An 18246-nucleotide genomic window follows, 5' to 3' on the forward strand; every position below is an offset into this window, starting at 1 on the left:
ACATGAGAGTGCCGTGCGGCACATCACCCGTGGCGGATCCGTGCCCACATTTCGCCCGCGGGCACCTTCGGACACCGCCATGGTTCCGCCGCCGCGGCAGGGCCGTTACCGTGTTCCGTTACGCGGCACTGAGCTGCGGACAACGACGGCGGAAGGCAAGTACATGTTCACGTTGCGCAAGTGGGGGCGGGCGGCGGCGCTGCTGTCCGCAGGGTGCCTTCTTACGGCAGGCTCCGCGGCACTGCCGGCGGCCGGTGCCGCCGCTGATGCTCCGCAGGGGCGGAGCACTGCCGGTGCCGACCGGGACCGGGGCCACCACGGCCCCTCCAAGGGCTGGGACCGCGGGCCGCAGAGGACGGTCGACTACGTAGCGCTCGGGGATTCCTACGCAGCCGGGTACGGCGGCGGAGCGGTGCTCGATTCCTGCGGGCGAACCGCTGAAGGCTACCCCGCCCTGCTGGACGCCCTGCGGAAGGTTGAGCTGGATGCCGATGTGACCTGTGCCGGCGCCACGGCGTCGAGCACTCCCCCGCCGGCGCCGTCGGGCCCGGTGGACCTGCCGGAACAAATCGCCTCGCTGCAGGCTGCGGGCAGCATCGACCGGAACACAGACCTGGTCACCCTGACCATCGGCGGCAACGATGTCCGCTTCACGGAGGTCGTTGCCTCCTGCGCCGGGCCCGAGATCCCGGCTACATGCGCACCTGCCCTCGCAGCAGCACAGGCCTATGCCGAGACAACGCTGGCACCCCAGGTCCGCCAGTCATTGGAGCAGCTGCGGGCCCTGGCTCCCAGGGCCGAGCTGGTGCTGGCGGGGTATCCGCATCTCTTCGACGGGGCCGGAGTTCCGGGACTGCTGAGTCCCGAAGCCGCGGCCGCATTCAATGCGGGCACCGATGCGCTGAACGCAGTGCTGGCCGCCCAGCTTCCCGACCGGCGGTCCACCTACGTGGACGTCGTCGACGAATTCGCCGGGCACGGCATCGGGTCCGCGGATCCATGGATTATTTTCGAGCAGGGGCCTTTCGACCTGCATCCGGATGCCACCGGATACCGCGAGGGCTACCTGGCGGCCATCACTGCCGACGTCGACCTGCATCCGGGCGGCGGCCAGCCCTGCCGCGGGCGCCGCTGACCCGCATTCATTCCCCAAATACGACGGCGCGTCCGGTGAGCTCTCCGGCCTCCAGCTTGCGGTACGCCTCCGGTGCATTGTCCATGCTGTAGAGCTCCACCTCGGGCTTGATCTGGCCGGCACGGTACATGGCAACCACTTCGTGCAGGTCCTCGATGGTGCCCCAGTAGGTGTTGCTGATGGTGGACTCGTACGGCGTGGTGAAGAAGCTCCACTCGTAGGTTCCCCCGGCAATGCCCACCACGGTGAACCGTGACTGCGGGGCCATTGATGCGGCGGCCGTCTTAATGGTCGGTCCGGCGCCCACGAAGTCGAATGCCGCATCCACGCCGCGGCCTCCGGTGATCTCCCGGATGCGCTCCACCTGGCCTTCGCCGCCGGGCACCACCACGGCACCGGCAGCCTCGGCCCGTTCCATGGCGTCTTCCTTCATGTCCGTGGCGATCACGGTGGCGCCGGTCAGGGCCTTCAGGATCTGCACGGCCATCTGGCCGAGTCCGCCCAGCCCAATGACCAGGGCGTACTTGCCGCCGCCGGCCAGGTTCGGCAGCGAGTTCTTGATCGCGTGGTAGGGCGTCAGGGCAGCATCGGAGAGCGGTGCGGCTGCTACCGGATCGGCATCGCCCAGCGGCACGAGGTTGCGCACCGGGGCGACCATGTACTCGGCCATGCCGCCGTCGCGGCCCAGGCCCATGCCGAGGGAGGGCATCTCGGCCGCGTTTTCGCAGTACGTGTCCTGTCCGCGGGAACAGGCTTTGCATCGTCCGCAGCCCACGGGGCCGTAGACCAGGTACGCACCCCCGACGTCCACGCCGGTCACGCCTTCGCCAACTTCTTCGACCCAGCCCGAATTTTCATGGCCCAGGACGAAGGCCGGCGGAATCGATCCCGGGGCGCCTTCCTCGAAGTCCTTGTAGAGGGCGACGTCGGAATGGCAGGCTCCGGCGCCGGCCACCTTCAGCAGGACCTCTCCCGGGCCCGGCTTGGGCCGCTCGATGTCCGTCAGGGACGGGAAAGTCTGCCACTTCTCAAATACAACTGCACGCATGATGCCTTCTTCTTTGAATCGGTTGGGTGGAGGTTATCCACCTTTCTCACCATACATGCATTTACATGTACCCAAGCCAGCGGCGCCGGCACGCGCGGGAGGATGTACCAGTGTCCCTGCCACCTGCTAACGTGATCAGTGCTTCACGAGACATGGCCTCCGCACCCGTCAGGGTACGGAAAAGCTCCGACTGGCCATGCACCAACCCCAATGTTCGGCGGGTGGTTCGGATGACGAAGCGGCCCGCGTCCAACCGGAGCGGGCAAGGACACTCATCTCGAAGGACACGCTGTGATTCCCTCCAGTGACCCGCGCTGCACCGCTTTCTACCCCGGCCATAAGATCCACTGGATCCACGGCGGCCGCCTCATGAGGTACGACGACTGGACCGACGTCGAGGTCCACGCCGACCCGGAACTGGACCTGATCTGCCTGGTGCTGGACGGGCGGCAGCAGATCATGTGGCACCATGATGTTCCGCTGGTGGCCGAGGCGCTTGGCGCAACGCAGGAACAGCCCCAGTGGTGCACCCGGTATTCATCGCTGATGGTTCCCGGCGCCTATGAGGGGCGGAACCGGAGCTCTTTTTTCTACTTAGCCACCCCTGAGCGGGTGGTTCCCTGCCGCGGCCGGGTTCCGCGGAATGACGTCACCATGCAGGATCACGGTTCTGCCTGAGTCCCGGCCGCCGAGATGGCAGAAACTGCCCGTATGAGCGCTGTAACGTGCAGTTTCTGTCATCTCGACGGGGAGTCGAGGAGCCGGGACCGGAGCCGGGCTAGGGATTCCGCCCCGGCCCCGGCCCGGCGCAGGTAGGCAGCGGCGTCGAGGTCCTGCAGGAAACCGAGCAGCTCGGCTTCGGCAGCGCCGGCACGGACTGCCAGCTCGGCGTCGTCCAGCGGACGTTCACGGGGTTGCTGCTGCCTCCGGTGCCAGTCATTGATGCCCGTCAGGGCTGCCCGGTAGTCCGCGGCGATCTCCTCCTGCGGAACACCGGCCAGGTCCAGCAGCAGTGCCGCCACCAGGCCGGTGCGGTCCCGTCCGGCGGAACAGTGAAGAACGACGCCGCCGGGCGGGGCATCAGCGACGGCCTGCGCGATCGCCGCGAACTTCTCCGGCCAGCGGCGCAGGTTCTCCGTATAGAACCGCGGCGAGCTCATGTAGGGGCCGGTCAGTGCGGTGAAGTCCGGATCGTCGGGTTCCTGGGTGGGCAGGTTCAGGAAGCGGATCCCTCGGACTGCCGACGGCGCCACCAAGGGATCAGTATCCCGCCGGCCAATCTCCGCTGCGTTGCGCAGGTCGACGACGGTACGGACACCGGCGTGGTGCGCCTGCTGCCAGCCGCGGGCAGTCAGCCATTCGGAGCGCCCCATTCGGTAAACCCGCCCGGGCTGAATGGGTGCGGTGGCTGCCGGAATTCCGCCGAGGTCCCGCGCATTCGCGGCACCCTCCCAGTCCAGCGTGCGGTTCGGCCGGTTTCCCATGCCTCCAGCGTAGGCGGTTCTGCACCGCGGGCGTCCCGGAAGGCATTCCGGGGCGATACTTGACCCTGACACAGTGGAAGGCAGGAGAACTGAGGCATGTTATCCATTGGAGCGTTCGCGCAGATCGGGCAGGTAACCCACCGCATGCTGCGGCACTGGGACACCGCCGGACTGCTTGTTCCCGCCCACGTGGATGAGTTCAGCGGCTACCGTTCCTACGACCCCTCCCAGCTTGAGCGGCTGCACCGGATCGTGGCACTGCGTTCGCTTGGCTTCGGCCTGGAGGATATTTCCGCGATGCTCGCTGCCGGGGTGGACTCAGGCCGCATCGCCGGCCTGCTTCGCATTCGGCAAGCGGAAGTCGCGGAAGAGGCACGGACGGCGGCGGCACGGCTCATTGACGTCGAGCGCAGGCTCCACCTTATTGAAAAGGAAAATGCCATGGCCCAGATTGAAATCATTGAAGAGCCCCTCCCTGCCGTTCGGCTCGCTGCCCGCAGCGCCGTTGTGGCCGAACAGCCTGAGGTCCCCGGCGTCGTCGGGCCGCTCTTTGACGCCGTCGGCGCGCTGCTGGCCCCGTCGGGCACGCCGGGCGGGGTGCCGGTGGCGGAATACGACATGGGAGAGGACGGCCTGCGGATCACCGCCGGATTCGCCCACCCAGGACCGGTGCCCGACGGCGCCGAGACCGTTGAGCTGCCGGCTGTTCCGTTGGCTGTCTGCGGAGTCCACCTCGGTCCGATGGAGCACATCGGCGAGAGCTGGCAGGCGGTGCACGCCGGAATCATCGCCCGGGGCCTGACCCTGTCCGGTCCGTGCCGCGAGGTCTACCTCCGGTCGGAGTCAGCGGACCAGGCCGACTGGGTGACTGAGCTGCAGCAGCCGGTCACCAGGGTGCAGCCGGCCCTCGGATAGCCAGTGGCAGCAAGAGGTGCAGGCCCAGGTCCGCCTGTGGTGGCTGCCCGTCGGCGCCGGCGGGCACGTCGTCATTCACACCAGCCGCTGGTGGGAGCTCTGGCGGGCGCGCCGGGAAAGGCGGAACCCCCGGCCGCACTTCCATGCCGGGTTGGAAGTCCTGGCCCCGGACGGGCGCTACGCCGTCGAAATGGCGCCGGCCTGGGGCCGGGGGGCCGCGGGTCCCGGCGTCGTGGCCACCGGCGCAGTCGGCCTGCGCCCCCTGGGACGGTTCCGGTTCTTCCGGTATGAGGTGCGGTGCCGCCGCAACGGCGTCATTCCGGATCTTGCCGGGCTGGCGGGCGGGGATTGTGGCTACCCGGTGAGGGGCGTCTGCCTTCCGGGGACCTCTGGACTCCGGCGCGGAACCCGGCCAACAATGAGGTCATTGAATTCGGGCCGTCCCGAGGAGGAGCCATGATCCGCGTCCTGCTGCTGGTCCTGACCGCTTTCTCAGCCTTTTGGACGGTTATGGGCTTTGTCTATCTGGGACCAGGCGGAGCGGCCGGCTGGAGCACTGAATATCTGGTCGGCTCAATGTTCACTTCCTACTTCTGGCCCGCCGTCATCCTCCTGCTGGCGGTCGGCGGGCCGCAGGCGGTGGCTTTCGTCCAGCTGCTGCGACGCAGCGGCAGCGGCCTTTTCTGGACCGCTGCGGCCGGATTCTCAATGACCATCTGGATCATCGCGGAGCAAATGCTCTTCCGCGTGCCGGACTACGGCGGCGAATGGATCGTGCTTCCGGTGCTGCAGGCCGTGTTCGCCGGCATTGGCCTGGCCGAACTCGGATGTGCCCTGGTGCTGCTGGGACTGTTCCGCCCCGGCGTCGTCCGTGCAGCGCTCGGCGCCCGTGCCAACATGACCAATCACCCTTAGACGCCGATGCCCGCATCCCTCTTTTGAATGCGGGTATCGGCAAAGCACAGTGAACTAACTCCAGTCGAAGAAACCCTTGCCGGTCTTGCGGCCGAGTTCGCCGCGGGCCACCTTGTCCCGCAAAATCTGCGGCGGCTCGAAGCGCGGGCCGAGGGTCGACGCGAGGTACTCGGCGATGCCAAGCCGCACATCCAGTCCCACAATGTCCGTGGTCTTCAGCGGTCCGGTCGGGTGCTTGTAGCCCAGGACCATGGCGGCGTCGATGTCCTCGGCGGACGCCACGCCTTCCTCGACCATGCGCATCGCTTCGAGGGCGATAGCCACGCCCAGCCGGGAGCTGGCGAAGCCGGGAGCGTCATTGACGACGACGGGCGTCTTGCCCAGGTCAGTGACCCAGGTCCGGGCAGCCTCGGCAAGTTCGTCCGAGGTCTGCTTGCCCAGGACCACCTCGATCAGGGTGGAGGCCGGAACCGGGTTGAAGAAGTGCAGTCCGCAAAACCGCTCCGGGCGCTGCAGTTTCCCGGCGAGTTCCGACACGGACAGGGAGGAGGTGTTGGACGCGAGCCAGGCATCGGCGTCGAGCTGTTCCTCCACCGCCTGCAGGGCCGTGGCCTTCAGCTCGAAGTCTTCCGGCACTGCTTCAACAACCAGGCCGGAGCCGGCGAAGTCCGCATAGTTCGTGGAAACGCTGAGCCGGGCCACCAGGGCGTCGAGGGTCTCATCCGTGGTGCCGCGCTCAACGCTCTTGGCCAGGTTGGAGGCTACGCGCTCGTACGCAGCGTTGGCTGCCTGCTGGTCACGCTCAACGACGACGACGGAGGCGCCGGCGGTGCAGAAGGCGTGGGCGATGCCTGCACCCATGCGGCCGCCGCCGAGGACACCCACCTTGGAGGGAACTGTCATTTCTTTTTCTTCCTTTCCAGGAATGCCTGCATGCGGTCGAACTTCGCCTCGGACTCGAAGAGGATGCCCTGGGCGAGGGTGTCGATCACGGGGTGTGCCTCGGCGGGCGCGGAGAACACGGACTTGGTGATGCGTACGGCCAGCGGGTCCTGCTTCGCGATCCGGTCGGCCAAGGCGTCGGCTGCGGCCAGCAGCTCGTCAGCCTCGTGGATCTCGGTGACCAGGCGGGCCGCGAGGGCTTCCTCTGCGTTGAGGATGCGCCCGGCCAGGAGGATTTCTTTGGCCAGGGGTTCGCCAACCAGTTCCTTCAGCCGCCAGGTTGCTCCGGCGGCAGCCATAATGCCGAGCGAGGTTTCCGGGTTGCCGATCTTGACCGTCGGGGTAGCAATGCGGAAATCGGCGGCGAAGGCCAGCTCCGCTCCCCCGCCGAGCGCGTAGCCGTCCAGCGCGGCGATGACGGGCATGGGGAGCTTAGCAATGCGGTGGAAGATCGTGGAGTTGATTCCACGCAGGGCATCTTCCCGGCGGCGTTCGCGCAGCTGGGCGATGTCCGCCCCGGAGGCGAAGATCCCGTTGGTGCCGGAGAGGATGAGGATCTTCGGGTTGGTTTCGAGTTCGGCGCAGAGCGCGTGCAGTTCATCAACCATGGCCTGGTCAATGGCGTTGCGGACCTGGGGCCGGTTCAGGACTGCGGAAATACGGTCCTCGCCAACGGTGACCTTCAGCGTGGTGAAGTGCGCGGAGAGCTCCGCGAAGTCCGCCACTACACGGCCTCGATCAGCATGGCGGTGCCCTGCCCGACGCCCACGCACATAGTCGCGACGCCGTGGGAGGCGCCCTCACGTTCCATGCGGCCCAGCAGGGTGATGGCGATGCGGGAGCCGGAGGAGCCGAGCGGGTGGCCCAGGGCAATGGCGCCGCCGTCGTTGTTTACGATTGCCTCATCGACGCCGAGGCGGCGGATGCAGGCGAGGGACTGGGTGGCGAAGGCTTCGTTGAGTTCGAAGGCTCCCACCTGGTCCAGGCGAATGCCGCTGCGCTGCAGGACCTTCCGGGTGGCTGGAACCGGGCCGATGCCCATGATTTCCGGCGGCACACCGGCGGAGGCGCCGTCGACGATCCGGGCGCGGGCGGTGAGACCGTATTCCTTGATGGCGCGCTCGGAGGCGATGATGATCGCCGAGGCTCCGTCATTCAGGGAGCTCGCGTTGCCTGCGGTGACGATTCCGCCGGGCTTGACCACGGGGCGGAGCTTGCCGAGTACGTCCAGGGTGGTGCCTTCGCGGGGACCTTCGTCGGTGTCCACGACGGTGTCTCCCTTGCGGCCCTTGATGGTGACCGGAACAATCTCATCCTTGAAGCGTCCGGCAGCGATAGCGGCCAGGGCGTTTTCGTGGGAGCGGACGGCAAATGAGTCGGCGTCTTCGCGGGAAATGCTGTCCGTTGAGGCCAGCTCCTCGGCGGTTTCCGGCATGGAGTAGGTCATCTTGCCGTCGCGGGAGAGGTCGCCGGAGACGAAGCGTTCGTTGGCGAAGCGCCAGCCGATCGAGGTGTCGAAGGTGTCGCCGGGCTTGGCGAAGGCCTTTGTGGGCTTTTCGGTGACCCAGGGGGCGCGGGACATTGATTCGGTGCCGCCGGCAATAACGATGTCCGCAGCACCGGCCTTGATCATGTGCGAGGCCATGATGATCGCGGACAGCCCGGAGGCGCAGAGGCGGTTCACGGTGATGCCCGGAACGGTGTCCGGGAACTCTGCGAGCAGGGCGGCCATGCGGGCCACATTGCGGTTTTCCTCGCCGGCACCGTTGGCGTTGCCAAGAATGACTTCGTCCACGACGGCGGGATCGAGGCCCTCGCGGGCGACCAGTTCGCGCAGCGTCAGTGCAGCGAGGTCATCGGGACGGACGCTGGACAGCGCACCTCCGTAGCGGCCCACCGGGGTCCGCACTCCGCCAACGAGAAAAGCCTCAGCCATGTCTGCTCCCAAAGAGTTGCCAGTTCACCGCCGGGCTTCGCTGCCCGTCCGGCCGCCGGATTTACCGACCAATCGTTCTATAAACAATCGCAGAACGGGGCGGGGCGGTCAAACAGGTGACGCCCGCCACTCATCCACTATGTCTGCGCGGGTCGACCCGAACGCAGAACTACCTTTCCGCTGCGTCCGGGATCGGCCTGGGCGTCCTGCGCAGCGCGCGCGTCATCGAATGCGTAGGAGGATTGGACGACTGGCAGTGCCTGCGGATTCTGGTCCAGGAAACGCACAACAGCACGCATGTCCGACGGGTCACCGATCCATGTTCCCGCAACCGTAAGTTGCTTCCCGAAAATCTGCCGCAGATCCATCTCTGCGCGGTGCCCTGTGGTGACCCCGCAGAAGGCTAGGTGTCCCCGTACCGCCAACATCCGCAGGCTGCTGTTGACCGCCGCGGCGCCGACGTGGTCCAGGACCATATCTACGCCTCGTCCGCCAGTGAGGGACCGAACTCTGGAGGCCACGTCCTCTCCTCTGACAACGATGTCCCCGGACCATCCTGTGGCGGCCAGCCAGGAGGCTTTTTCCTCGGAACCGACGATCGGCAGTGGGATGGCACCCATGGCCTCTGCCAGGCGGAGCGCGGCGTTGCCCAAACCTCCCGCAGCTCCCCATACCGCGACCGTCTTTCCCTTCTCCAGCCCGCCCTTGGTTATCAGGGCGTTCCAAGCCGTCACGTAGGCCACGGGCACCGCGGCCCAGGCCGGGTCCGGGTCATCGCCCAGCACCATTGCTGATTCAGCAGGTACGACAACCTTCTCGGCGTATCCGCCGTCGAAGGAATATCCCATGATCCCGAACCCCCGGCAGGCGCTGAGCTGCCCGGATGAGCACCAGTCACAGCTACCGCAGCCTCTACCCGGGTAGATGACCACGTTCTTCCCGGCCAGCGAGGGATCAACGCCCGCCCCCAGCTCAGTGACGCGACCAACGACGTCACTCCCTGGAACCCGCGGCAGTCTGAGGTCATCGCCAGTGGAACCCTGTTTCAGCCACAGGTCCAGATGGTTCAGGCCGCAGCTGGCCACGGATACCACGATCTCTCCGTTCTGCGGAGAAGGATCGGGCATTTGGACAGCCTCTACGGGCTGACCGTGCTCCTGCTGAACGTACGCCTTCACCTGTTCACCGTCCGCTGGTCCTCGAACCGCTTGAGCTTGGCCCGTTCTCCGTGCCCGGTGAGGCCGCGAAGCGAATCACGCCCGACGAGTTCCACGTCGATCTGGACTCCGACTTTCTGCTTGAGCAGTTTCTCCAGTTCCGCGCGCAGTTGGACCGAGTCCTCCGCTCCTTCCACTGTTTCGACCATGATCCTCATGGCGTCCCGAGCCGGCTTGCCCTCAGGCTGAACTCGCTGGGCAATGCAGAAGTATTCACCGCTCACCCCCGGGTGGTCACGGACGATCCTGCCGCATGCCTCCGGCCAAACGTTGACACCGCGCAGTTTAACCATGGTGTCGCTGCGTCCCTGAAAGTAGTCCAATTTTCGATGCCGGCTCCCGCACGCACACTCGACATCCTCATACGCGGCAGAAATATCCTGGATGTTGTAGCGGAGCTGAGATGTTCCAGTCTTGTACAGCGCTGTAACCACGAGGTTGCCCCGGTGGCCGGGCGGCAGCGGTTGACCTGTTTCAAAATCGACGACCTCGACAATAAAGGCATCCTCGAAGACGTGCAGTCCGTCTTTTGCGTGGCACTCCGCGGCCACGTACTGGACTTCGTGGAAGGCGTACGAGTCGTATGTGGGCACCCCGAAGGCTTCTTCTACGGCCGCTGTGTCCCCAAATGAAAGCAGGGTTTTCAGGGAGAGGTCGCGTTTCGGGTCGAGGCCCATCTTTCGTGCAGTGTCCGCGATGTGAAGAAGATAGTCGGACGTGGCTGTGATGGAGGATGCCTCGAAAAGGTGTGCCAGCTCCACCTGCTTCTCCGTCGGCGTGACATTTCCGGTACTCGTGGTCAGCGGGGTCGCCCCCAACCAGTGCCAAAGCGCGTGGTCCATGATCCATGCCGCATTGTGGGTCGAGTATGCCCACGCATTCATCACGACGTCGCCAGGGCGGACCCCCTGCATGTAGAAGGTCCGCGCACTGAGGATGGCGCCCACCTCCCGGTCCCACTGGCTGTAGATGGTCGGACGGGGAGCCCCGGTGGTACCGCCGCTGGTGTAAAGGCGCAAAGGTGTGGCTGCACCGTCTTCGAAGCCCAGGCCCTGATAGTCGCCCAACGGCGGCTGGCGTTCAATGCTGTCCCGGATGTCATCGATCGTGTAAAGGGGCATCCGGGAGAGGTCCTCAAGCGAACGCACGTCCTCCGGATGGAAGCCTGCCTCCCCCCACAGCCGCTGGTAGAACGGAACCCTGGCGGCACGGGACATAGCACCCCGCAGGCGTTTGAGCTGCTCCTCAGCAATCTGGTCCCGGGACCACAGACGGGCGCCTGTCATGAACTCGAAGGGCGGCTCGTACTCCTTGACGAGTCCTGCCCAGTCCAGGGACTCGTAGTAGTAGGGCGGGCGGACGGCAGGGCGGTGGGGAGTGGTCATGCTTATGGCCTCACGTACGTTGTTTCAGGGTTAATTTGGATTGTTCTCAGTCACAGATGCAGCGGAATGAAGTTCAGGGCGATGATCCAGATGATGCCCACCACCACCAGTATGGGGAGGCAGTACCCCAGAAAGTCCCGAACCCTCAGGCGAGTACCAGCGGCAAGGATTGGAAAGTACAGCAGCGCCCAAAACGGCTGAACCAAGTTGGTCCAGATGTCACCATAGGTGATAGCCATCACTGTCAGGGTGTTGTCGATTCCAAAGCTCTCACCCGCCGGAATGAAGAAGGGTGCCGTCGCGACGAACTGCGATCCCGCTGAGGGGACGAAGAGGTTCAGCACCCCCGTGATGAGGAAGGTGATGGTCAGGTAGGTGTACTCGTTAGAGATGCTCACCAGACCCTCAGTGAGCACGCCGGCCAGACCCGTCACGGCGAAAATTGAGGCTATCCCCCCGTAAATGGGGAACTGCAGCATAATTGAGCCGGTCGAAACGAGGTTACGGGCGAAGGACGCTGAGTACGTCACTGCGTTTCGCTGGACCAGCAGTCCCATGACCAGGGCAATGAAGGCTACGGTGTTCAGGTCCAGGCCGCTGAGGCCGTTCTGGACAAAATAGAAGACCAAGTAGCCAAGGCCCAGCAGGCCGATGACGAGGATCGGCAGCCGGCTTCGGTTGACCCGGGAGGCGAAGCTGTCACCGTCCGCGAGGTCGGCGCTCTCTTCGTCCTCAACACGATCTGTCCGATCGTCGGCTGCACCAACGGCGAGGTCAGCGAAGGACACCACATGCTTCTTGTTACGGGCAATGAAGTAAAACGTGGCCGTCGTGGCTAGGACAATCATGGCGGCTGAGGCCAGGTTCATGACGGAAAACGTAGTGTCCTGAAGTCCGATGAGCCCACCCAACGTTTCGGTCAGCGGGCCTTCGGACGCCACGAACAGCGGAATCGTTCCGGAAATACCAGTCAGGGAAATAACGAAGGACGAATATGCGATGGCCGAGATGAGGCGGTAATCAACCCCCTTCAATTCCTTGGCCACGGCCCGGGCGAAAATGGCGGTGACTACTGGACCGATGTACCACCCGACGAATGAGGTCAGCGCACCGAAGATTCCGGTGTAAATGTAGGCCGCCTGCGGCGTACGCACCAGCTGCGCTAGACGTCGGATGAGCTGCTGGATTCGGGGAGTGTCTACGAGGACAAGGGCTGCGGCGTAAGTGAACGCCAGCTGGAACGCGAAGGTGAAGAGCATTGGAATACCCACGAACCAGGCGTCCATCACCTCTCCTACCCCGGAGTCGGTGTAGATCAGCGCCAGAATCATGGCTATGACGGTGAGCACAAGCGCAAATATCAAAGAATCAGGAAAATAACGGGAGTAACCGGTTGCGACTTTTTCTGAGAGGGAGAGCTTTCGGCGCGCAGTCGTCATTGACATGGACAGCTCGACTTTCGTTTCGGAGTGGATACGGGGTTCTCGGCATTGCCCGTCCCATCACGCTAATGAGGCACTGTCATAGGCTTCAATGGAAATTGCCGGAAGCTATTTCCGCCTGTCGGAACGAGCGTCCGGTTTCAGCCCGAGGAGCTGTTGATCGCTACGATCAGATATGTGAGCTCCCCTACCCGACCCATAGAGGCCCTCGCCCGCGGGCTAAAGATCCTTGAAGTCCTCTCCCGTGCAACAGGTTCCATGGGCAACGGACAGCTGTCACGTGCCACTGGACTCCCGCCATCCACTGTTTCCCGGCTCACGGACAGCCTGGTCCAGTTGGGGTATCTCAGGGTCAGTTCTGATTCCGGCGCCTACTATCTGACTCCGAAAAACCTGCGTCTTGGCTACCCGGTCCTGGCGAACCTTCCGATCGCAGGTCGGGCGCGCCGGGCATTGGACAGCCTTGCCGATACCACCGGGCTCACTGCTGCCCTGGCGACCCGGGATGGCCTGCACATGACATTTATGAGCGTTACGCGGCCGCGTAGTTCCAGCAGTGTCAACCTCGCAGTCGGGGGACGGTTACCCATCTCGGTTTCGGCGGCAGGGCTGGCATTTGTTACGGCGTCGGAGGAACCGGAGAAGAGCCGCCTGACGTCGGCCATCCGCTATGACCTGGAACGCCGGGGCCAGCCCGTCAAGCCGTTCGAGGAGCGTCTGGCGGCGGCGTCGGGCCGGTACGTGTCCAGCATTGGAGGCTGGAACACGGACCTCGGCGGAGTAGCTGTTCCCGTACGGTGCAGCGGCGAACTGTATGCCCTGACCCTTATCGCCCGGACCAGTCAGCTTGAAGCGGCTGATATCTCCGCCGAATTGGTCCCGCCCCTGCTCCAGTCCGCGGACTACCTCGCCGACTAGCCGAAAATGATTGCGGGGCAGCTGCTACAGCAGCTGCCCCGCAATCATTGTTACCTGCCCTTGAAGTTCGGAGGGCGTTTTTGGGTGAAAGCGACCAGACCTTCTTCCTTGTCCTCGCTGGCGAATAGCAGCTGCAGCGCCTTGCGCTCCAGTGCCATGGCTGCCTCCAGCGGCGCATCTGCACCCAAAGTGATCACTTCCTTGATCTGTTCCACCGCCACTGCCGGAAGGGCAGCGATATCCCGGGCCATCCGTACCGCGGTCTCTTCCACCTCGCCAGCCGGGACCACCATCGAGACGAGTCCCATGTCCCGTGCCTCAGTAGCGGTGATGGTCTCACCCGTCAGGCACAGCCGCATCGTATGGAATTTTCCAACTGCCCGCAGCAGCCGTTGGGTCCCCCCGGCTCCGGGCATAATACCCAGGCGCACCTCGGGCTGACCGAGCTTCGCTGAGTCGGCGGCAATGATGATGTCAGTGTTCATCGCCAGTTCAAGTCCGCCGCCGAGAGCATGTCCGTTAACGGCGGCGATTACCGGTCGGCCGAAGGACCCCACTGCCCCCCAAAGCCGCTCCGTATGACGCTGGTACATCTCGATGGGCCCAACCCCGACCATGCTCCTGACGTCCGCGCCAGCTGCAAAGAACCCATCTGTCCCGGTCAGGACCACTGCCCGGACGGCAGAGTCGGCTTCCAGTGCGTGAAAGACGTCGGCAAGTTCCTCACGCAGTGCCATGGAGAGGGCATTGCGTGCTTCCGGACGGCAGATGCGGACCAGCGCGACTCCCGGGGCAGGCGCCTCGACGAGGATTCGTCCCTCGACTCCGGCTTCCCTGGCAACCATAGTCAGCGCGTCTCTGCCGGAGCACCGAACTGCGGACGGCGCTTCTCCAATACGGAGGCCCGGCCTTCCCTGATATCCGGTCCGTTGAAGCCCATGAATTCCAGGGCGAGACTGGCGTCAAAGGTTGGTCCGGCCATCCGCAGCCAGTTGTTGAGTGCATACTTGGTCCAGCGGAGTGCCGTCTTGGAGCCCCGGTTGAGTTTCCTGGCCACGTCAAGCGCCCGGTCCTGAACTTCACCGGCGTCGACGGTCAGCGAGACGAGACCCATGCGTTCAGCTTCCTCACCCGTCACCTGTTCACAAAGCATGAGGTGGTACTTTGACTTGGCCATGCCGCAGAGCAAGGGCCAAACGATGGCCGCATGGTCCCCCGCTGCCACGCCCAGCCGGGTGTGTCCGTCTATGATCCGCGCATCCTTCGCGGCGATGGAAATGTCAGCAAGGAGCCCGGCCGCCAGCCCCGCACCTACCGCTGGACCTTCCATCGCGGAGACAATGGGCTTGGAACAGTTGATGACGTTGTAGACAAGGTCGCGAGCCTCCTTCCAGACCCGCGTCAGGACATCGAAGTTTTCCGACATGTCCTTGACCAGGTCGAGGTCACCGCCTGCTGAAAAGACGCCCCCGGATCCGGTCAGGATGGCCACGTTGACGTTCGGGTCCTCATCGATGTCTTTCCAGATGCGGGCCAGCTCGGTGTGCATTCCTGCGTGAGCGGCATTAAGCCGTCCGGGACTGTGCATGGTGACTTTGAGAATGCCCTCCTCTACTTCCTCTATCAGCAGGTGCTCGTACGCGTCATATACCGACATCTGGTCATTCCTTCGTGTTGTAACGGTTGTTGCTGTTGGGTTCAAAGCCGGGAAAGAGGAGTCCCGGGCTCATAGTCAGGTTCGAGGCAGGAAAGGCCGGCCGCTGCTCGGCGGCGCAGCCAGGGACTGCAGCGGTACCGCGGGTCCCGGGTCGCCTCGAACATGCCGTCGAGAATACGGACGATCCTCTTAGGCCCCACATGATCGGCCCAGGCGAGGGGGCCGCGGGGATAGCCAAGTCCGAGTCTGACGGCGGTGTCGATGTCAGCCGGCGCCGCGATCTTCCGCTGGGCGATGTCGCACGCCAGATTGATGACTGCGGCCAGCAGACGCTGGCCGATGAACCCGGGGGTGTCGGCGATCACCTCCACGTCCTGGTGGCGTCGCAGATGCTCAGCCAGCGCTCCCACGGCCTCGGAGGAGACACCGGGCGGAACCATGAGGACCGTAATGGGCCCCTCGGGGTCCAAGAGATCAAGGGCGACGGTCCGCCTCGGATCAGTCCCCAGGACAGCAGCCGTTCGGGAGGCATCAAGGCCTTCGGCTGCCACCAGGCAAAGCTCCGCGTCCGCCACGGAATTTGTGACAGGCACTTCTCGTTCCGAAAGCCACCCCCTCAGCAGCTTGGCGAATTCTCCCGCAACCGCTACCGCAGGCACGACGGTGCCGGATGGTTCCGGTACGTCCTGAGCAGATGGCCCAGTCTTCCGCTCGGGGTACTCGTAGTATCCCTGACCCGTCTTCCTGCCCAGCATGCCAGCTTCGAACAACCAACGGTGATACCAGGTCGACCGCAGTCTGTCATCGGCGAAATTGTGTTCGAAGAGGTTGGCTGTCACCGGATAGTTCACGTCCATACCGGTGAGGTCCATGAGCTCGAAGGGCCCCAGTGGGAAACCAAGGTTCCTCCGGGCAACAGTGTCCACTTGCCGGAAACTGGCCGCACCGTCCTGGACGATGTGCAGGGCTTCCGTGGCGAGTGCGCGGCCAGCTAGGTTCACCAGGAAACCTGGGCTGTCCCTGACCACGACATCAGTCTTGCCCAGGCTTCGGACGAAGGCCTGGGCACCGGCGAGTATCGCGGATCCCGTGGCTGGACCGGGGATAATCTCAACGAGGTCCATGGCGCTGACGGGGTTGAAGAAGTGCATTCCCAGGAAGCGTTCCGGATGCGCTGTTCCGCGGGCGATGGCTGCCACGGACAGGGACGAGGTGTTGGTGGCCAGGATGGCATCCGTGCCGACATTGTCCTCAAGGACGGCAAAAACCTGCTGTTTGGCCTCAAGCGACTCGACGACTGCTTCGACGACGATGTTGCAGAGGCTGAGCTCAGTCAATGCACCGGCTGCCCGGAGCCGGCCACGGGCGAGGACAGCCTCCGCCTCCGTGATCCTGCCCTTGCTCGCCCAGCGCGCCAGGCCCTGTTCAATCTCGTCCAGGGCAGTCTGTGCAGCGCCTGGAATGACGTCGTAAAGCAGAACTTCATGTCCTGCGACTGCTGAGGCGGCAGCTATGCCCCGCCCCATGACCCCTGCCCCTACGACCCCAACCCGCACGTCTGTACTCCCTGCAGCTATACTCCAATGTGCTTTCAGCCTAGGAAGCGTGCCGGACCGGCCACAATGAAAATGCCCGGAACCCCTTTCCGCAGAGCGGAACCATGCTGGACTGGCGTCAACCGACTGCCCTGTCACTGACCATCATTCTCTCAACAGGCCTAAACCGTTCAAGAGATGACGTGCACGACGCAGTCGGCGGTGGTTCAGCCGCCCTCGGCCGTATTACGGCCTGCGGGGGTGTCGTCCTCATCTGACGGAATTCGCAGAACAGGGGCTGCCTCCCCAGCAGCCACAGTTTCACGTCGTCGTGAAACTCCTGCATCTTTCCCCGTTGGCTTGTTTAGCCGCTCAGTCCGCCCAGTCCGGGGATAACTGAAACCTCCGACTGCGGACGGCACTTGTCCGCATGACGCAGGACGCACAGCCGCGGCTGGCCTAGGTTTGCCCCCATGGCTTACAACATCCAGATCTGCATCGACTGCGAAAACGCCCATGACCAGGCCGACTGGTGGTCAGAAACCCTCGGCTGGCCGGTTGAGGAAACCAACCAGGACTTCATTGACGAGATGCTCGCGAAGGGCTTCGCCTCCCCCGGGGACGTTCTTGACCATAACGGCACCCGAATGTGGGCAGCCGGATCAGCTGTCCTGCAGCCGGTGCCGCCCGGATCCCCGGTGGCACCGATGCGCCTCCTGTTCCAACCGGTTCCGGAGCCCAAGACCGTCAAGGACCGGATCCACCTGGACATCCGGCTCGCCGGGGATGACATCAACGCCACCCGCGCCGCCCTCGAGGCCCGCGGCGCCAAGTTCCTCTGGGAAGCCAGCCAGGGCCCGCATCTCTGGTACACGATGGCAGACCCGGAAGGCAATGAGTTCTGCATCAGCTAGGGGCGCCGGCGGCGGGTTACTGCTGCAGCAGCTCCGCCGGGACGGCATAGGTGAGAACCACGGCCAGCAGGTTCTTCGCGGCGTGCACGAAATAGGACAGCATGAAGTTGTTGCCTGCCCAGACGTACACGCCCACCAGCACAGCTCCCATGGCCAGGTACGGCACGAGCACCGCGAGGGAGAACTCAGCTTCCCCCAGGACATGGATGCCGGAGAAGACGAGCACGGAGAGCAGGGCACACACCCAAATATTCACCCGCTGCGACAGCTTGCCGATCAGCAGATGGCGGTAGATGTACTCCTCCACGAACGGGGCGAGCACCACGAAAAGCGGCACGATCAACCACGGGGACACCGAGGTCATGAGGTCCTGGGCTGCAACCTGGTTCACCGCTGTTTCCGGCGGGCCGGTCAGGAGTACCAGGATCATCGTGGCGACCAGCATCGCGATGATGGCAAGCGGGATCACACCTAGCGTGAGCCAGGGCCGCGTCGCCAGGATCCGGGTTTCGCGCACCACGTACTGGCGGGCGGCCGCGAGGGCGAGGATTCCCGCGATGAGGTAGAACGTGAAGTTCACCGCGTACGACGCCGTCACCGGGTCCTTAATTACGGCAGTCACCGCAAGTGCCGCCGGCGTCAGTGTCAGCAGCAGCATCGCTCCGACATAAAAGGCCAGGGCGGCGCCGTCGCTCCTGGTGAAGTGGTAGGACAGCGGCGCTTCCTGCAGGACAGTGCGGCGTGATCGGGCCGGGAGGTCAGGTGTTGCCATCAATCCACAGTATCGGCCCAGGGCCGCGCAG

Annotated in this window: 19 protein-coding genes and 1 riboswitch; of the genes, 7 read left to right on the forward strand and 12 right to left on the reverse strand. The window is 64.5% G+C overall.

The features are described from left to right. The first annotated feature begins 40 nt into the window (after positions 1-40). Positions 41-1135, forward strand: coding sequence for an SGNH/GDSL hydrolase family protein (locus ITX31_RS07965; RefSeq protein WP_194782881.1), 1095 nt, complete (start codon positions 41-43; stop codon positions 1133-1135). A 7-nt stretch (positions 1136-1142) separates the two neighbouring features. Here the strand turns inward: ITX31_RS07965 and ITX31_RS07970 are convergent, their stop codons facing one another. Beyond that, positions 1143-2183 (reverse strand): NAD(P)-dependent alcohol dehydrogenase, encoded by a 1041-nt coding sequence (locus tag ITX31_RS07970; RefSeq protein WP_194782882.1) that lies wholly within the window; start codon positions 2181-2183, stop codon positions 1143-1145. Positions 2184-2324: 141 nt separating this feature from the next. Continuing rightward, positions 2325-2458, forward strand: a riboswitch (SAM riboswitch). A gap of 16 nt (positions 2459-2474) precedes the next feature. Here ITX31_RS07970 and ITX31_RS07975 point away from each other — a divergent pair. Next, the gene (locus ITX31_RS07975) at positions 2475-2861 is read left to right on the forward strand and encodes a hypothetical protein (RefSeq protein WP_194782883.1); all 387 of its coding nucleotides are present in this window, start codon (positions 2475-2477) and stop codon (positions 2859-2861) included. Positions 2862-2920: 59 nt separating this feature from the next. Here ITX31_RS07975 and ITX31_RS07980 read toward each other — a convergent pair whose 3' ends face one another. Then, the gene (locus ITX31_RS07980) at positions 2921-3667 is read right to left on the reverse strand and encodes a tyrosine-protein phosphatase (RefSeq protein ID WP_194782884.1); all 747 of its coding nucleotides are present in this window, start codon (positions 3665-3667) and stop codon (positions 2921-2923) included. A gap of 96 nt (positions 3668-3763) precedes the next feature. Here ITX31_RS07980 and ITX31_RS07985 point away from each other — a divergent pair, with 96 nt between their 5' ends. From ITX31_RS07985 to ITX31_RS07995, 3 genes are read left to right on the forward strand one after another with little or no spacing between them, the layout of a single operon-like run. Beyond that, positions 3764-4582 (forward strand): MerR family transcriptional regulator, encoded by an 819-nt coding sequence (locus ITX31_RS07985; RefSeq protein ID WP_194782885.1) that lies wholly within the window; start codon positions 3764-3766, stop codon positions 4580-4582. A 16-nt stretch (positions 4583-4598) separates the two neighbouring features. Further along, complete coding sequence (locus ITX31_RS07990) at positions 4599-5042, forward strand: hypothetical protein (RefSeq protein WP_194782886.1); 444 nt, start codon at positions 4599-4601, stop codon at positions 5040-5042. Continuing rightward, positions 5039-5497, forward strand: coding sequence for a hypothetical protein (locus tag ITX31_RS07995; protein ID WP_194782887.1), 459 nt, complete (start codon positions 5039-5041; stop codon positions 5495-5497). The genes ITX31_RS07990 and ITX31_RS07995 overlap by 4 nt, the downstream gene beginning before the upstream one ends. 54 nt (positions 5498-5551) lie before the next feature. Here ITX31_RS07995 and ITX31_RS08000 read toward each other — a convergent pair whose 3' ends face one another. From ITX31_RS08000 to ITX31_RS08025, 6 genes are all read right to left on the reverse strand, one after another. Continuing rightward, positions 5552-6400, reverse strand: a complete 849-nt coding sequence (locus ITX31_RS08000; RefSeq protein ID WP_194782888.1) for a 3-hydroxyacyl-CoA dehydrogenase family protein — start codon at positions 6398-6400, stop codon at positions 5552-5554. After that, positions 6397-7125, reverse strand: a complete 729-nt coding sequence (locus ITX31_RS08005) for an enoyl-CoA hydratase/isomerase family protein (RefSeq protein ID WP_228529226.1) — start codon at positions 7123-7125, stop codon at positions 6397-6399. Before ITX31_RS08005 ends, ITX31_RS08000 begins: the two co-directional genes overlap by 4 nt. Before the next feature lie 38 nt (positions 7126-7163). After that, on the reverse strand, positions 7164-8375 hold the full coding sequence (locus ITX31_RS08010) for a thiolase family protein (RefSeq protein WP_194782890.1): 1212 nt from the start codon (positions 8373-8375) through the stop codon (positions 7164-7166). A 137-nt stretch (positions 8376-8512) separates the two neighbouring features. Then, the gene (locus ITX31_RS08015) at positions 8513-9502 is read right to left on the reverse strand and encodes a zinc-binding dehydrogenase (protein WP_194782891.1); all 990 of its coding nucleotides are present in this window, start codon (positions 9500-9502) and stop codon (positions 8513-8515) included. A 47-nt stretch (positions 9503-9549) separates the two neighbouring features. After that, the gene (locus ITX31_RS08020; RefSeq protein WP_194782892.1) at positions 9550-10977 is read right to left on the reverse strand and encodes a phenylacetate--CoA ligase family protein; all 1428 of its coding nucleotides are present in this window, start codon (positions 10975-10977) and stop codon (positions 9550-9552) included. Positions 10978-11027: 50 nt separating this feature from the next. Beyond that, positions 11028-12422, reverse strand: a complete 1395-nt coding sequence (locus ITX31_RS08025) for a TIGR00366 family protein (protein WP_194782893.1) — start codon at positions 12420-12422, stop codon at positions 11028-11030. A 174-nt stretch (positions 12423-12596) separates the two neighbouring features. Between ITX31_RS08025 and ITX31_RS08030 the strand changes: the two genes are divergently transcribed. Then, positions 12597-13337 (forward strand): IclR family transcriptional regulator, encoded by a 741-nt coding sequence (locus ITX31_RS08030; protein WP_194782894.1) that lies wholly within the window; start codon positions 12597-12599, stop codon positions 13335-13337. A 50-nt stretch (positions 13338-13387) separates the two neighbouring features. Here the strand turns inward: ITX31_RS08030 and ITX31_RS08035 are convergent, their stop codons facing one another. Genes ITX31_RS08035 through ITX31_RS08045 form a run of 3 tightly spaced genes read right to left on the reverse strand, consistent with a single transcriptional unit; the run spans position 13388 to position 16688 of the window. After that, complete coding sequence (locus ITX31_RS08035; protein ID WP_194782895.1) at positions 13388-14182, reverse strand: enoyl-CoA hydratase-related protein; 795 nt, start codon at positions 14180-14182, stop codon at positions 13388-13390. Positions 14183-14184: 2 nt separating this feature from the next. Then, entirely contained in the window at positions 14185-14994 is an 810-nt protein-coding gene (locus ITX31_RS08040) for an enoyl-CoA hydratase/isomerase family protein (protein ID WP_194782896.1), read from the reverse strand. A gap of 41 nt (positions 14995-15035) precedes the next feature. Next, positions 15036-16688, reverse strand: coding sequence for a 3-hydroxyacyl-CoA dehydrogenase (locus tag ITX31_RS08045; protein ID WP_323745617.1), 1653 nt, complete (start codon positions 16686-16688; stop codon positions 15036-15038). A 314-nt stretch (positions 16689-17002) separates the two neighbouring features. Here ITX31_RS08045 and ITX31_RS08050 point away from each other — a divergent pair, with 314 nt between their 5' ends. Further along, positions 17003-17443, forward strand: coding sequence for a VOC family protein (locus ITX31_RS08050; protein WP_194782898.1), 441 nt, complete (start codon positions 17003-17005; stop codon positions 17441-17443). Between the two features lie 16 nt (positions 17444-17459). Here the strand turns inward: ITX31_RS08050 and ITX31_RS08055 are convergent, their stop codons facing one another. Next, positions 17460-18215: a CPBP family intramembrane glutamic endopeptidase gene (locus tag ITX31_RS08055; RefSeq protein ID WP_194782899.1), complete on the reverse strand. Its 756-nt coding sequence runs from the start codon at positions 18213-18215 to the stop codon at positions 17460-17462. Positions 18216-18246: the final 31 nt, after the last annotated feature.

This window comes from Arthrobacter gandavensis (assembly GCF_015355785.1).
GTDB classification, from domain to species: domain Bacteria; phylum Actinomycetota; class Actinomycetes; order Actinomycetales; family Micrococcaceae; genus Arthrobacter_B; species Arthrobacter_B gandavensis_A.

Coding starts and splice junctions, on each gene's coding strand:
- ITX31_RS08000 (WP_194782888.1), bottom strand. CDS start 6,400: ATGACAGTTCCCTCCAAGGTGGGTGTCCTCGGCGGCGGCCGCATGGGT.
- ITX31_RS08020 (WP_194782892.1), bottom strand. CDS start 10,977: ATGACCACTCCCCACCGCCCTGCCGTCCGCCCGCCCTACTACTACGAG.
- ITX31_RS08035 (WP_194782895.1), bottom strand. CDS start 14,182: ATGGTTGCCAGGGAAGCCGGAGTCGAGGGACGAATCCTCGTCGAGGCG.
- ITX31_RS08050 (WP_194782898.1), top strand. CDS start 17,003: ATGGCTTACAACATCCAGATCTGCATCGACTGCGAAAACGCCCATGAC.
- ITX31_RS07995 (WP_194782887.1), top strand. CDS start 5,039: ATGATCCGCGTCCTGCTGCTGGTCCTGACCGCTTTCTCAGCCTTTTGG.
- ITX31_RS08025 (WP_194782893.1), bottom strand. CDS start 12,422: ATGTCAATGACGACTGCGCGCCGAAAGCTCTCCCTCTCAGAAAAAGTC.
- ITX31_RS07970 (WP_194782882.1), bottom strand. CDS start 2,183: ATGCGTGCAGTTGTATTTGAGAAGTGGCAGACTTTCCCGTCCCTGACG.
- ITX31_RS08010 (WP_194782890.1), bottom strand. CDS start 8,375: ATGGCTGAGGCTTTTCTCGTTGGCGGAGTGCGGACCCCGGTGGGCCGC.
- ITX31_RS08015 (WP_194782891.1), bottom strand. CDS start 9,502: ATGCCCGATCCTTCTCCGCAGAACGGAGAGATCGTGGTATCCGTGGCC.
- ITX31_RS07980 (WP_194782884.1), bottom strand. CDS start 3,667: ATGGGAAACCGGCCGAACCGCACGCTGGACTGGGAGGGTGCCGCGAAT.
- ITX31_RS07985 (WP_194782885.1), top strand. CDS start 3,764: ATGTTATCCATTGGAGCGTTCGCGCAGATCGGGCAGGTAACCCACCGC.
- ITX31_RS08055 (WP_194782899.1), bottom strand. CDS start 18,215: ATGGCAACACCTGACCTCCCGGCCCGATCACGCCGCACTGTCCTGCAG.
- ITX31_RS08040 (WP_194782896.1), bottom strand. CDS start 14,994: ATGTCGGTATATGACGCGTACGAGCACCTGCTGATAGAGGAAGTAGAG.